This window comes from Microbacterium sp. NPDC059771, from assembly GCF_042732495.1.
Taxonomy (GTDB): Bacteria; Actinomycetota; Actinomycetes; order Actinomycetales; family Microbacteriaceae; genus Microbacterium; species Microbacterium sufflavum.
On record NZ_JBHWHK010000001.1, the window covers coordinates 61,717 to 74,358 of the forward strand.

13 protein-coding genes are annotated in these 12,642 nt (G+C 71.0%); 6 read left to right on the top strand and 7 right to left on the bottom strand.

Going from position 1 to position 12,642, the window contains the following annotated elements:
* Nucleotides 1-60: 60 nt before the first annotated feature.
* Genes ACFV3I_RS00280 through ACFV3I_RS00295 form a run of 4 tightly spaced genes read left to right on the top strand, consistent with a single transcriptional unit; the run spans nucleotide 61 to nucleotide 3,913 of the window.
* Complete coding sequence (locus tag ACFV3I_RS00280) at nucleotides 61-1,218, top strand: GAF domain-containing SpoIIE family protein phosphatase (protein ID WP_206252375.1); 1,158 nt, start codon at nucleotides 61-63, stop codon at nucleotides 1,216-1,218.
* The gene (locus tag ACFV3I_RS00285) at nucleotides 1,215-3,179 is read left to right on the top strand and encodes a glycosyltransferase family 2 protein (protein WP_378822139.1); all 1,965 of its coding nucleotides are present in this window, start codon (nucleotides 1,215-1,217) and stop codon (nucleotides 3,177-3,179) included. Before ACFV3I_RS00280 ends, ACFV3I_RS00285 begins: the two co-directional genes overlap by 4 nt.
* Complete coding sequence (locus ACFV3I_RS00290; protein WP_025102664.1) at nucleotides 3,163-3,495, top strand: STAS domain-containing protein; 333 nt, start codon at nucleotides 3,163-3,165, stop codon at nucleotides 3,493-3,495. The genes ACFV3I_RS00285 and ACFV3I_RS00290 overlap by 17 nt, the downstream gene beginning before the upstream one ends.
* Nucleotides 3,485-3,913, top strand: coding sequence for an ATP-binding protein (locus tag ACFV3I_RS00295; RefSeq protein WP_136028702.1), 429 nt, complete (start codon nucleotides 3,485-3,487; stop codon nucleotides 3,911-3,913). Before ACFV3I_RS00290 ends, ACFV3I_RS00295 begins: the two co-directional genes overlap by 11 nt.
* 4 nt (nucleotides 3,914-3,917) lie before the next feature.
* Here the strand turns inward: ACFV3I_RS00295 and ACFV3I_RS00300 are convergent, their stop codons facing one another.
* The 6 genes from ACFV3I_RS00300 to ACFV3I_RS00325 form a co-directional block, all read right to left on the bottom strand.
* On the bottom strand, nucleotides 3,918-4,358 hold the full coding sequence (locus tag ACFV3I_RS00300; protein WP_206252367.1) for a DoxX family protein: 441 nt from the start codon (nucleotides 4,356-4,358) through the stop codon (nucleotides 3,918-3,920).
* 111 nt (nucleotides 4,359-4,469) lie between these two features.
* On the bottom strand, nucleotides 4,470-4,883 hold the full coding sequence (locus tag ACFV3I_RS00305; RefSeq protein WP_136028704.1) for a heat shock protein transcriptional repressor HspR: 414 nt from the start codon (nucleotides 4,881-4,883) through the stop codon (nucleotides 4,470-4,472).
* A 34-nt stretch (nucleotides 4,884-4,917) separates the two neighbouring features.
* Nucleotides 4,918-5,901, bottom strand: coding sequence for a DnaJ C-terminal domain-containing protein (locus tag ACFV3I_RS00310; RefSeq protein ID WP_136028705.1), 984 nt, complete (start codon nucleotides 5,899-5,901; stop codon nucleotides 4,918-4,920).
* 7 nt (nucleotides 5,902-5,908) lie between these two features.
* On the bottom strand, nucleotides 5,909-6,565 hold the full coding sequence (locus ACFV3I_RS00315; protein WP_136028706.1) for a nucleotide exchange factor GrpE: 657 nt from the start codon (nucleotides 6,563-6,565) through the stop codon (nucleotides 5,909-5,911).
* A 2-nt stretch (nucleotides 6,566-6,567) separates the two neighbouring features.
* The gene (gene dnaK, locus ACFV3I_RS00320) at nucleotides 6,568-8,433 is read right to left on the bottom strand and encodes a molecular chaperone DnaK (RefSeq protein WP_378822140.1); all 1,866 of its coding nucleotides are present in this window, start codon (nucleotides 8,431-8,433) and stop codon (nucleotides 6,568-6,570) included.
* Nucleotides 8,434-8,648: 215 nt separating this feature from the next.
* The gene (locus tag ACFV3I_RS00325) at nucleotides 8,649-9,110 is read right to left on the bottom strand and encodes a DUF3817 domain-containing protein (protein ID WP_136044707.1); all 462 of its coding nucleotides are present in this window, start codon (nucleotides 9,108-9,110) and stop codon (nucleotides 8,649-8,651) included.
* A gap of 106 nt (nucleotides 9,111-9,216) precedes the next feature.
* Here ACFV3I_RS00325 and ACFV3I_RS00330 point away from each other — a divergent pair, with 106 nt between their 5' ends.
* Nucleotides 9,217-10,134 carry a helix-turn-helix domain-containing protein gene (locus ACFV3I_RS00330; protein WP_378822141.1) on the top strand — a complete coding sequence of 306 codons (918 nt, stop codon included), beginning with the start codon at nucleotides 9,217-9,219 and terminating at the stop codon, nucleotides 10,132-10,134.
* A gap of 182 nt (nucleotides 10,135-10,316) precedes the next feature.
* Here ACFV3I_RS00330 and ACFV3I_RS00335 read toward each other — a convergent pair whose 3' ends face one another.
* On the bottom strand, nucleotides 10,317-11,513 hold the full coding sequence (locus ACFV3I_RS00335; protein WP_378822142.1) for an MFS transporter: 1,197 nt from the start codon (nucleotides 11,511-11,513) through the stop codon (nucleotides 10,317-10,319).
* A gap of 251 nt (nucleotides 11,514-11,764) precedes the next feature.
* On the opposite strand from ACFV3I_RS00335, the gene ACFV3I_RS00340 reads away from it, so the two are divergent.
* Nucleotides 11,765-12,637, top strand: a complete 873-nt coding sequence (locus tag ACFV3I_RS00340) for a serine protein kinase RIO (RefSeq protein WP_378822143.1) — start codon at nucleotides 11,765-11,767, stop codon at nucleotides 12,635-12,637.
* Nucleotides 12,638-12,642: the final 5 nt, after the last annotated feature.

Genomic DNA, 12,642 nt, shown 5'->3' on the forward strand with positions numbered 1-12,642 from the left:
GCACCACGCCACCGATATTCCGCCTAGGATGACCGGAAGTGACCGTAGGAGGGGCGGGCGATGTTCGACGAGCGACGGCGCCAGGCAGCGCTCGAGGAACTGGGGATCCTTGACACACCACCGGACGAGCGAGTGGACCGGGTGGCGCGACTGGCGAAAGAAATGTTCGGGGTACCGATGGTCAGCGTCTCGCTGATCGACCGGGACAGGCAATGGCGCAAGGCGCAGATCGGCCTCGGGGGGAACGAGGCCCCGCGCGAGGACTCGTTCTGCGACTACACCGTGTCGCAGGATCGAACGGTGGTGGTGGAAGACGCGAGCGCCACCGACCTGTTCGCCGAGAACCCGTTCGTCACGGGCGACCCGCACCTGCGGTTCTACGCCGGGCACCCGCTGCACGCCCCGGGCGGAGAGCCCATCGGCACCCTGTGCGTGCTCGACACCGAGCCGCACGTGCTCACCGACTCGCAGCAGGATCTGCTCCGCGACCTCGCGTTCTGGGTGCAGACCGAGCTCGCGCAGGACGCCGACATCGACCACGCCGCGGTCGTGCAGCAGGCGTTGCGGCCCCGCGTACTGCCCGAGGTCGAGGGCTACACGATCGCGGCCGGCGCGGCCCCGCGGGGCATGCTCGCCGGCGACTACTTCGACTTCTCGCGGCACGGCGACGCCCTGCGCGTGACCCTGGCCGATGCGATGGGCAAGGGCACCGGGCCCGCGCTCGTGGCGGCCACGGTGCGCGCATCGCTGCGCACGGCCCCGGAGCGTCCGCTCACCACGGCCGTCGCCGACGTCGACCGGCTCCTGGAGGACGACCTCGCCGACACCTCGATGTTCGTCACCGCGGTGGTCGCCGAGCTGCAGCCCTCGACCGGGGAGCTGCAGGTGATCGATGCGGGCCACAGTCTCGCGTTCGTGATCCGCGCCGACCGCTCCTGGACCCCGCTGCGCTCCACCAACCTGCCGCTGGGCATGGGCATGGGCGTCGCCGACCCGCGGGAGCCGCTCACGACGACGCTGGAGGCGGGCGACACCTTCATCTGCTGCAGCGACGGCCTGCTCGACGTGCTCGACGAGGACGACCCCTTCGCACACGTCGACCGCGTGCTCGCCGCACTCGGCCCCGACGGCGCGGTGCAGGAGGCGCTGCGGCTGGCGAACTCGGACGAGCGCGCCACCGACGACATCACCGTCGTGGTGGTGCGGAGGGACTCGTGACCGCCCGGTTCGCGACCATCCGCATCCTCGCGCTGCTGTCGGTGCTGCTCGGCGTCAACTACGTCGCCTGGCGCTGGCTGGAGTCGGTGAACTGGTCGGCGTGGTGGATCGCCGTGCCGCTCGTGATCGCCGAGACCTACAGCCTCATCGACACGTTCCTGTTCTGCCTGACGATGTGGCGCGCCAAGGAGCGCCCGGCCCCGGTGTCGCCGCCGCAGGGCACGGTCGACGTGTTCATCACCACGTACGACGAGCCGATCGAGCTCGTCATGACCACCGCGCGGGCGGCGAAGCGCATCGCCTACCCGCACACGACGTGGATCCTCGACGACGGGGCGCGCCCCGAGCTCGAAGCCGAGGCCCGCGCCGCCGGTGTCGCCTACCTCACCCGCTCGGAGGACTGGACGGGAAAGCCCCGGCACGCGAAGGCCGGCAACCTCAACAGCGCCCTGTTCCAGACCGACGGCGAGTTCCTGCTCATCCTCGACGCCGACCAGGTGCCCGACCCGCTGATCCTGCACCGCGCGCTCGGCTACTTCGCCGACGACCCCGAGGTTGCGCTCGTGCAGACGCCGCAGTGGTTCGTGAACGTCGACGAGGCCGACCCGCTCGGCAGTCAGGCACCGCTGTTCTACGGCCCCATCCAGCAGGGCAAGGACGGCTGGAACGCCGCGTTCTTCTGCGGCTCCAACGCCGTGCTGCGACGTGAGGCGCTCATGCAGCTCGGCATCGTCGGCTACGTGCGCGAGGTGACGGAGTCGGCCGCGAAGGCGCTCAAGACCTCCGAGACCCTGATCGCGAAGGAGGCGGAGGCCGCGACCGACCCCGCCCTGGCGACCGAGCTCGGGGCGCTGCGCATCGCGATCTCGCGCGGCCGGAAAGACCTCGCCGCCGGGGAATCGGTCGCCGAGGTGGCGGCACGCGTCGGCGACGCCGTCGACAACGCCTCCCGCATCCTGGTCGCGCACGACCTGGACGGCATCCGCGCCGACCTGGCCGAGATCGGCGCGCTGCCGATGCAGCACGACGCCGAGCTCGGACTCGTCGTGGTCGACGAGGCCGGGCTCGACGCCCTGGCGGCGTCGGACCTGTCGCCCATCACCGCGGTGGAGGCCGTGCGCGGACTGCTTGACACGCTGCGGCTCGACCGCGGCGACGAGGCGCAGCCGATCCTCCCGCTCGCCACGATCTCGGTCACGGAAGACATGGCGACCGCGATGCAGCTGCACGCCCTCGGCTGGCGCAGCGTCTACCACCACGAGATCCTGGCCCACGGGCTCGCCCCGGAAGACCTGCGCACCATGCTCACGCAGCGCCTGCGGTGGGCACAGGGCACGTTGCAGGTGATGCTGCGCGACAACCCGCTCGCCAAGCGCGGCCTCTCGGTCGGGCAGCGGCTGATGTACTTCGCCACGATGTGGAGCTACCTGTCGGGCTTCGCGGCGATCGTCTACCTCGCCGCGCCCGTGATCTACCTGGTGTTCGGGGTGCTCCCGGTGACCGCGTGGTCGGTGGACTTCTTCGCGCGGTTCCTGCCGTACTTCCTCATCAACCAGGCGCTGTTCCTCGTGGTCGCGAAGGGCGTGAAGACCTGGCGCGGCCAGCAGTATTCGCTCGCCCTGTTCCCGGTGTGGATCCGTGCCTGCTGGACGGCCTTCGCGAACGTCGTGCTCGGCCGGCCGCTGTCGTTCGCCGTCACCCGCAAGGACGGCCGTGACCCGCGCGGCGTGCCGTGGGGCGAGATCTGGCCGCAGCTCACCGCCATGATCGTGCTCGCCGTCGCGCTCGTGATCGGGGTGGTGCGGGTGTTCCTCGGAACGGCCGACGGCACGGGCACCCTCGTCAACACCGCCTGGGTGCTGTACGACCTCGTCGTGCTCAGCGTCATCATCCAGGCCGCCCGGTACCGCGGTCCCGCCGCGGCCATCCTCGAGAAGGAGTCGAATGAACGTCAGCACTGATACCAGGGACGGCTACGCCGTCGTCGCCATCACGGGGCGCCTCACCGCGTCTGGCGCACCCCTGCTGCGCAACGCCGTGAGCGACCTCGTCGCCGCGGGGCAGCCGCGCATCGCGATCGACCTCAGCGGCACCGAGTTCGTCGACTCCTCGGGCCTCGGCGCCCTCGTCGGCGGGCTCAAGAGCGCCCGCGTGGCCGGGGGCGACCTGCGGATCGCGGCCGTGCCGGAGGCCGTGCGCACGGTGCTCCACCTGACCAACCTGGATCGCGTGCTGCGCGACTACCCGACGCCGGAATCGGCGTTCGATGGCCGCTGAGGTCCGGGCGTTCCACGTCGACGGGCCCGCCGGGCTCGCCCTGGTCGACAGCGCGCTCGACGCGCTCGACCGGCTCTGGGCCGACGGTCCGGAGATCCCCGCCGAGGACCAGGTGCTGTTCGCGCTGGCCGTCAGCGAAGTGACCACCAACATCGCGCAGCACAACGAGCGCACCGACGTGGTGTTCAGCGTCGACGTGCGTGTCTCGGCGGACGAGCTGCGCGCCTACATCCGCGACACCGCGCCGCCCGCCCCGATCGACTGGGACACCGTGTCCATGCCGGGCGAGGACAGCGAGAGCGGGCGCGGCCTGGCGCTGTCGCAGGCCGCGCTCGACGAGTTCCGGCACGTGCCGGGCGACGCCGGAAACACGTGGGTGCTGGTGCGGCGGGTCGGCGTCGACCGGGGCGAGGGCTGAGCGGTCAGGCGAGCCAGGCGGGAGCTCGGCCCCGCAGCACGGCCCCGTCGATCGAGAAGCGCCCGGCACCGGTGAGCGCGAGGGCCAGAGCGGCCGCGCCCAGCACGGCCACGAACTCGTAGCCGCCCTCGCCCACCCAGAGACCGGCGGGCAGGTGCACGAGCACGAGCGCGACCAGCATGTCGATCGCGAGCACCACGCCGACCGGGCGGGTGAACAGCCCGAGCATCAGCAGGATGCCGCCGATCAGCTCGACGAAGGCGACCACGGGCGCGGCGATCTCCGCGAACGGCACACCCATGCCCGCGAAGCTGCCGATGGTTCCGGGGATCGTGTACTCGAAGATCTTCTGGGCGCCGTGGGCGGTGAAGATCGCACCGGTGACGACCCGGAGGATCAGGAGTCCCAGCGAGGGGGCGGGGCGGTGGGCAGTGGTGTTCGTCATGAGGAGTTCTTCCGTCGTGGCAGGACACCCGCGCGCGGCGCGGACCAGGGGGTTCCCTGCCCCCACGCTAGGAAGAGCGGCTTTCCATCCCCTGAACGTGTCGGGCGCAGGTCACGCCGAGCCGCGCGGGTGCCACAGCACCAGCTCGGTCGAGCGACGCAGCCGTCGTCCACCGGGCATCGGGACCACGCCGGACGAGCCGGCCGCGAACACCCGCACGCCCGGGCGGTTCTCCCGCTCGGCGCGCAGCGCGGCCTCGAGCGCGACGACGCGCCCGCGCAGCATCCGGTTCTCGTCCTCCAGGTCGAGGAGCTTGGCGATCGCGGGCAGGCTCATCCCCTCGGAGGAGAGCTGCGCGACCTCCCGCAGCTGCTCGATGTTCCGCGACGAATACCGCCGGGAGCCGCCCGGCGTGCGGCCGGGCACCACGAGCCCGATGCGGTCGTACTGGCGGAGGGTCTGCGGGTGCAGGCCCGACAGCTCGGCGGCCGCGGCGATCGCGAAGACGGGGGTGTCGGCGTCCATCACGCACTCCACCCCCGTCCCTCGGCGTTCGCACTCATCGGCGGGCCTTCGCCATCAACTCCGCCCGCGGGTTCTCCTGCGGCTCCAGCTGCTGGAACTTCTCCAGCGCCTCGCGCGCGGCGTCGTCGAGGTGCGTCGGCACCGCGACCTGGAGCTCGGCGAGCAGGTCGCCCGTGCCCTTGGAGGTCGCGACACCGCGGCCCTTGACGCGCAGCACGCGCCCGGACGGAGTGCCAGGGGCGACGCGCAGCTTGACCACGTCACCGCCGAGCGTCGGCACCTCGATGGTGGCACCGAGCGTGGCCTCGGTGAACGTGACCGGCACGACCACGCGGAGGTTGAGGCCGTCGCGCGTGAACACGGGGTGCGGTCGCACCGTGATCTGCACCACGATGTCACCGCTCTCTCCGCCGTCCGGCGACGGACGACCCCGGCCGCGCAGCCGGATCTTCTGCCCGTCGGCGACGCCCGCGGGGATCTTCACCTTGAACGGCTTGCCGTCCTCACCCTGCAGCGTGATGGTCTCACCCTGCACGGCGGTGGTGAAGTCGAGCGTGGTGCGGGCGGTCACGTCGGCGCCGCGCTGCGGTCCGCCGAAGCCGCGGAACCCGCCGCTCGGCTGACCGAACCGGCCGCCGCCGAAGCCGCTGCCCTGCCCCTGGTTGAACATCGCGAAGATGTCCTCGAAGTCGGCGCTCTGGCCTCGCCCCTGCTGTCCGAACCGGCTGAAGACGTCTTCGAACCCGCCCGCCCCGGAGCCGCTGGCCGTGAAGCGGGCGCCCGAGCCCATGGCGCGGATCTCGTCGTACTCCTTGCGCTGCTCGGGGTCGGAGAGCACCGAGTAGGCCTCGCTGATCTCCTTGAACTTGGCCTCGGCCTTCGCATCGCCCTGATTGGAGTCGGGGTGATACTTGCGCGCGAGCTTGCGGTACGTCTTCTTGAGGTCAGCGTCGCTGACGTCCTTCGTGACCCCGAGGGTCTTGTAGAAGTCCTTGTCGAACCAATCCTGGCTGGCCATCGATCACCTACTCCGCAGGGACGGCGACGACGACCTTCGCGGGACGCAGCTCGACGTCGCCCAGGCGGTACCCCACCTCGACGACCTCGAGCACCGTGGCCTTCTCGACGCCGGGGGTCGGCTGCTGGAAGATGGCCTCGTGGCGCTGCGGGTCGAATTCCTCGCCCTTGTCGCCGTAGGCCACGACTCCGAGACGCTCCACCACGGCGCGCACCTTGTCGGCGATCACGGCGAAGGGGGTGCCCTCCACCAGGTCGCCGTGCTGTTCGGCGCGGCCCAGGTCGTCGAGCACGGGGATGAGGCCCTTGGCGGCCTCGCCCTTGGCGCGCTCGATCTCGATCTGGCGCTGTTCCTCGGTGCGGCGGCGGTAGTTGGCGTACTCGGCCTGCAGGCGCTTGAGGTCGTTCAGCAGCGTCGACTCGAGGTCGGCGAGCACGGCGTCTTCCGCCGCGGCCTCGCCGGTCTGCGTCGCGCCCAGGATGTCGTCCACCGTCAGGTCGTCGGGGGCGCCGTCGACCGGCGTCTCGTCCGACCCCTCGGCGGCCTGCGCCTCGCGGGAGTCCGGGTTCTGCGGCGCGGGGCCGGACGCCTGAGCGTCCGACCCCTCGCTGCGACCTTCGGCGGACTCAGGATTCTGGTTCTCGTCGAAGTTCTTGTCGGTCATGGTTACTTCTTCTCGTCCTCGTCGTCGACGACCTCGGCGTCGATGACGTCTTCCTCGGAGGAGGGGGCGTCACCGGCCGGGGCCTCGCCGTCAGCCGAAGCGCCGGCGGCGGCATCCGCCTGCGAGGAGGCGTAGATCGCCTCGCCGAGCTTGGACTGCGACTGGTTGAGCTTCTCGAACGCGGTCTTCACGGCCTCGTCGTCGTCGCCGGCCAGGGCCGTCTTGAGGGCATCGACATCGCCCTTGACCTCGGTCTTGACGTCGTCGGGGAGCTTGTCCTCGTTCTCGGAGATCAGCTTCTCGATCGAGTACGCCAGGGTCTCGGCCTGGTTGCGGGTCTCGGCGGCCTCACGGCGCGCCTTGTCCTCGGCGGCGTGCTCCTCGGCCTCGCGCACCATGCGCTCGATGTCTTCCTTCGACAGCGACGAGCCGCCGGAGATGACGATCGACTTCTCGGTGCCGGTGCCCTTGTCCTTCGCGGACACGTGCACGATGCCGTTGGCGTCGATGTCGAACGTGACCTCGATCTGCGGGATGCCGCGCGGAGCCGGGGCGATACCGGTGAGCTCGAACGTGCCGAGCGGCTTGTTGTCGCGCGTGAAGTCGCGCTCGCCCTGGAAGACCTGGATCGCCACGGACGGCTGGTTGTCGTCGGCCGTGGTGAAGGTCTCGCTGCGCTTGGTCGGGATGGCCGTGTTGCGCTCGATGAGCTTGGTCATCATGCCGCCCTTGGTCTCGATGCCGAGGGAGAGCGGGGTGACGTCGATGAGCAGGACGTCCTTGCGCTCGCCCTTCAGCACACCGGCCTGCAGAGCCGCACCGACGGCCACGACCTCGTCGGGGTTCACGCCCTTGTTGGCCTCCTTGCCGGTCTCGCGCTTGACGAGCTCGGCGACGGCGGGCATGCGGGTCGATCCACCCACGAGCACGATGTGGTCGATGTCGGACACCTTGATGCCGGCCTCGCGGATCACGTCCTCGAACGGCTTCTTGGTGCGGTCGAGCAGGTCCTTCGTGAGGTCCTCGAACTTCGCGCGGGTGATGGTCTCGCTCAGCGACACCGGGCCGGACTCGGTCAGCGACAGGTACGGCAGGTTGATGCTGGTCGAGGTGGAGCTGGAGAGCTCCTTCTTGGCCTGCTCCGCGGCCTCCTTGAGGCGCTGCAGCGCGATCTTGTCGCCCGAGACGTCGACGCCCGTGGTCTCCTTGAACTGCTTGATCAGGTAGTCGACGAGGCGCTGGTCCCAGTCGTCTCCGCCGAGGCGGTTGTCACCGGCGGTGGCGCGCACCTGGATGGTGGAGAAGTCGTCGTCCTTGCCCACCTCAAGCAGGGAGACGTCGAAGGTTCCGCCACCGAGGTCGAAGACGAGGATGAGCTCGTCTTCCTTGCCCTTGTCGAGGCCGTAGGCGAGGGCCGCCGCGGTCGGCTCGTTGATGATGCGGAGCACGTTGAGGCCCGCGATCTCACCGGCCTCCTTGGTGGCCTGGCGCTCGGCGTCGTTGAAGTACGCGGGGACGGTGATGACCGCGTCGGTCACGGTGTCGCCCAGGTACGACTCGGCGTCGCGCTTGAGCTTCTGGAGGATGCGCGCGGAGATCTCCTGCGGCGTCCACTTCTTGCCGTCGACGTCGAAGGTCCAGTCGGTGCCCATGTGGCGCTTGACCGAGGCGATGGTCCGGTCGACGTTGGTGACGGCCTGGCGCTTCGCGGTCTCGCCGACGAGCACCTCCCCGTCCTTGGTGAAGGCCACGACCGAGGGGGTCGTGCGGAAGCCTTCGGCATTGGCGATGACCTTGGGTTCGCCGCCCTCGAGGACGCTGACGACGGAGTTGGTGGTTCCGAGGTCGATACCGACAGCACGTGCCATGTGTTCTCTCCTTTGTTGGGAAGTCTGTTGTGGTTCGGAAAACCTGCGGCGATCAGGGAAACCTGAGTCGCGATGGCTCAAGTGTACTCCCGGCCCGCGACCGTGTCAAACAAACTTGATATGGCTCGGCTCAACTTTGTATCGCCGGGGTCGACGGAGTGTCCGGACCCCCATGGGGCCGGAGGGAGAGGATCCGGAACCAGTCCGGATCCGGCTCACTTGCCGCCGGGAGGACCGATCAGCAGCAGGATCACGTAGAGCGCGACGATGCCCACGACCAGCAGCACCGCGAGCACCCACGGGCGGCGGAGGAACCAGCGCATCAGCCGGTCGTACCAGCGGCGGTCGCGGGGGTCGTCGGTGGGGTCGAGCCGCCAGTCGCCGCGCAGCCGACCGGAGCGGTGCAGCCAGATCTCCATCGGGATGGTGGCGTAGGGGATCACGGCGCTCGCCACCGCCAGTACGCCGACGCCCGGGTGCCAGCGCTGGTTGAGCGCCACCAGCACGGCCGTGGCGGCATAGGCGAGGAACACGAAGCCGTGGATGCCGCCGCCGACCGTGACCACGACCCCGGGGGCGCCGACCGCCCTGGCGATGATCGCGGCGATCAGGATCGTCCAGGTGATCGCCTCCGCGATCGCCAGGACACGGTACAGACGGCCAGGGGTGCGGAACACGGGACTCCTCGGGTGGGGTACCCCTCCAGAGTATCCGCGCCGTCCTCGGGCGCCGAATCGCGGCTCCCACCGGAATACCGGACGAGGGAGGGGCGTTGCCGAAGGCATGGTGACAGTGGACCCGGACGCGCTCTCGCACGTGCTCGACGCCGTGGAGCTGCGGGTCGGCGTGGCGCGGCGCATCCCGCTCGCCGCCGGAGGGCTGCTCCCGATCCCGGCCGGGCCCACGACGCTCGTCTACCTCGCATCCGGCAGCGTGCAGGGGCATCCGCCCCTCGGCGACGGCTGCCGCCTCGGCGTCGACCCCGACTCCCGCCGCCTCACCCTCGAGACCCGCGAGCGCCGCGACCACCTGGTCGCCGGTGACGCGTTCCTCACCCTCGGCCGCACTGCGTTCGTGCTGGAGGCCGACCGCGACACCACGCTCATGGTGGTCGACCTCGAGTTCGCCGACGCCACCTCACCGCTGCCCGCCCTCCTGCCGCCGTTCCTCACCGTCACCGGATTCGACGCGCTCGAGCCCGCGGCCGCCGCGCTCGCCGAGAACATGGGCGTCGTCGACCCCGCGGCCTCCCCCGCCCGGCAGGGCGACCCCGTGATCTGCCGCATGATGGCGAAGACCGTGCTGATGTCGGTCATCCGCGCCTGGGCCGCCAACGGCTGCGCACCCGCGGGCTGGCCCTCGCTGTCGAACGACCCGTTCCTCGACCGCGTGGTCGACGCCATCCACCAGGAGCCAGGACGCGACTGGACGGTCGAGCGCCTCGCGGCCATCGGCGCCATGTCGCGCTCCACCTTCGCCGAGCGGTTCCGCGTCGCGGTCGGCCGCTCCCCCGCCGACTACGTCACGGAGGTGCGCATCGACGCGGCCAAGCGCCTGCTCGACGCCGGGCGCTCCGTGTCGGACGTGTCGCGCGAGCTCGGCTACGCGTCCGACGAGGGCTTCAGCCGCGCGTTCCGCCGCCGCACGGGTATGACCCCGTCGTCCTGGCGTTCCGCCGCCCGCACTCCCGCCCTGGTCTGAGCGCCGACCCCGCCGCCGACGTCCCGGTGACCGATCGCGTCTCAGCCCGATCTCGATGGCGGGCCGCCCACGACTCCGCAGATCCGCGGCGATGCGACTGCTCGGGCTACGGGCAGGCGACACATCGCCGGGAAACCGCGGAGTTGTGAACCGCGCGGGAGGCGGCGCCGCCCTGTGGCCCGTCAGCCCCGCGTGCTCAGCCGGTTCGACAGGCCGAACAGCACCGCACCCGCGAGCAGCGACACCGCGCCGATCACGTAGGCGAGCTCCACGCTCAGCGTGTCGACGAGCAGCCCGCCCAGACCCGCGGCGAGGGTGATCGCCCCCTGGAACCCGACGACCACGAGGCTGCCGCCCGCCTCCAGGCGATCCGGCATGCGGTGCCCGACCCACGTGTTGATCACGATCAGCCACGACGAGAAGACGAAGCCCCAGACGAGCACGACCACGCCGACGCCGACGATCGACCCGGAGAAGAGGATCATCGAGATGACCGCGGCGGCGATCACGAGCGGCGCGAACACGGCGAAGAACGCGAACGACCGGTCGATCACCAGCCCGATCGAGATGTTGCCGAGGAGACCGCCGACGCCGAACAGCGCCAGCAGCACCACGATGGTCGAGGCGTCGACGTCGGGGATGCGCTCGAGCGCCAGCCGCACGTACGTGTAGGCGAGGAAGTGCCCGAGCACCACGAGGACATGCCCGACCATGCCCAGCCCGATACCGGGGCGGCGGACCGTGTCGACGAGCAGCCGCAGGCTCGACGCCCGCTCGGCCGGCACCGACGGCAGCGCCCAGCGCAGCGCGACCGCCAGCACCACCATCAGCACGCCGGCGAGCGCGAACACCATCCGCCAGTCGACGACCTCGCTGAGCATCACGCCGATCGGCACCCCGGCGACCGTGGCCAGCGACACCCCGGCCGAGGTGAACATGACCCCGCGGCCCAGGTGCTCCGGCCCCGCGAGCCGTGCGGCGACCGTGATCGACATGGTCCAGTAGGCGCTGATCGCCGCGCCCAGGAGGAACCGGGCGGCGAGCACGAGCAGCAGGTTCGGCGCGATCGCGACCACGAGGTTCGACACGGCCGCGGCGAGCGCCATCCACACCAGCAGCGACCGGCGGTCGAGGCGCGGGAAGATCAGCCCGATCGTGGGCGCGACGACGAGTCCCACCAGCGCCGTGACCGTGACCGTCTGCCCCGCCTGACCCGGGGTGACCCCGAGGCCGTCGGCCATCTCGGTGAGGACACCGTTGGGGAGGAACTCGGCGGTCACGAGCAGGAAGCCCATGATCATGAGCGCGATGAGTCCGCCGTAGCGGATGCGGTCGGCCCGGGTGGGCGCCGCGGTGGGGACGGGGGCAGTCGTGGTCATAGTTCCACCCTTCCGGCGCCCGTGCGTCCGCGCCCGACCGGTCGTCCGCCGCGTCCGACCGATCGTCCGACCCTGGACACGCGCCCGCGCACCCCCGTAGGCTCGTCGTCGCACCGGGAGTCGCCCGGGAAGCCCGAGCGGAAGGAGGCGATGAGATGAACACCGTCGTCGTCGCGCCCTTCGCCGACCACCTTCCCCTCGAGGCCGCCCGCTCCTGATCGCCGTGCGGCCTCCCTTCCCGGAGCCACACCGTGACCGATCCCTCCGCTTCCCCGGAAGCCGCGTCCTTCGACGCCTCCCCCTTCGATTCCCTCGAGACCTCCCTGTCCTTCGCCGACGTCGAACCCGGTGACGGGCAGCGCTGGACCACCTGGCCGTCCGCCACCCCGACCGAGCGCGGCCCCGAGCCGCGGCCCGCGTGGGTCGTGACCTCGGCGGGCGCGCTCGACACCGAGCTCGGCATCCTCAAGACGGGCAAGGAGGCCGACGTGTTCCTGCTCGAACGCGCCGTTCCCGACGACCCCGCGCAGCGCACCCTGCTGGCGGCGAAGCGCTACCGCGGCGAGGAGAACCGGAGCTTCCACCGCTCCGCCGTGTACACGGAGGGCCGCAGCACCCGGAACACCCGCGACACCAGGGCCCTGGCCCGCAAGTCGGAGCACGGGCGCGCGGTGGCTGCGGCGCAGTGGTCGTTCGCGGAGTTCGAGGCGCTGTGCCGCCTGTGGCAGCTCGGCGCCCCGGTGCCCTACCCCGTGCAGGTGAGCGGGACCGAGGTGCTGATGGAGTTCCTCGGCGATGACGACGGCACCGCAGCCCCGCGGCTCGCGCAGGTGCGCGCCGACCGCGACACCCTGCAGGAGCACTACGCGCAGGTGGTCGAGCTCATGCGGGTGTTCGCCGCGGCGGGTTTCGCGCACGGCGACCTGTCCGCGTACAACCTGCTCGTGCACCAGGGGCGGGTGCGGGTGATCGACCTGCCGCAGATCGTGGACGTGATCGCGAACCCGCAGGGGCTCGACCTGCTGCACCGCGACTGCGTGAACGTGTGCGACTGGTTCGCGCGGCGCCGCGTGGAGTGCGACGCCGAGGAGCTGTTCGCCGACCTGCTCGCGGCGCTGTACTGAGCCGT

What these genes read in the sequence shown, in the direction of transcription:
- ACFV3I_RS00290 (WP_025102664.1), top strand. Translation starts at nt 3,163, where the DNA reads ATGAACGTCAGCACTGATACCAGGGACGGCTACGCCGTCGTCGCCATC.
- ACFV3I_RS00300 (WP_206252367.1), bottom strand. Translation starts at nt 4,358, where the DNA reads ATGACGAACACCACTGCCCACCGCCCCGCCCCCTCGCTGGGACTCCTG.
- ACFV3I_RS00310 (WP_136028705.1), bottom strand. Translation starts at nt 5,901, where the DNA reads ATGGCCAGCCAGGATTGGTTCGACAAGGACTTCTACAAGACCCTCGGG.
- ACFV3I_RS00305 (WP_136028704.1), bottom strand. Translation starts at nt 4,883, where the DNA reads ATGGACGCCGACACCCCCGTCTTCGCGATCGCCGCGGCCGCCGAGCTG.
- ACFV3I_RS00295 (WP_136028702.1), top strand. Translation starts at nt 3,485, where the DNA reads ATGGCCGCTGAGGTCCGGGCGTTCCACGTCGACGGGCCCGCCGGGCTC.
- dnaK (WP_378822140.1), bottom strand. Translation starts at nt 8,433, where the DNA reads ATGGCACGTGCTGTCGGTATCGACCTCGGAACCACCAACTCCGTCGTC.
- ACFV3I_RS00335 (WP_378822142.1), bottom strand. Translation starts at nt 11,513, where the DNA reads ATGACCACGACTGCCCCCGTCCCCACCGCGGCGCCCACCCGGGCCGAC.
- ACFV3I_RS00280 (WP_206252375.1), top strand. Translation starts at nt 61, where the DNA reads ATGTTCGACGAGCGACGGCGCCAGGCAGCGCTCGAGGAACTGGGGATC.
- ACFV3I_RS00330 (WP_378822141.1), top strand. Translation starts at nt 9,217, where the DNA reads ATGGTGACAGTGGACCCGGACGCGCTCTCGCACGTGCTCGACGCCGTG.
- ACFV3I_RS00315 (WP_136028706.1), bottom strand. Translation starts at nt 6,565, where the DNA reads ATGACCGACAAGAACTTCGACGAGAACCAGAATCCTGAGTCCGCCGAA.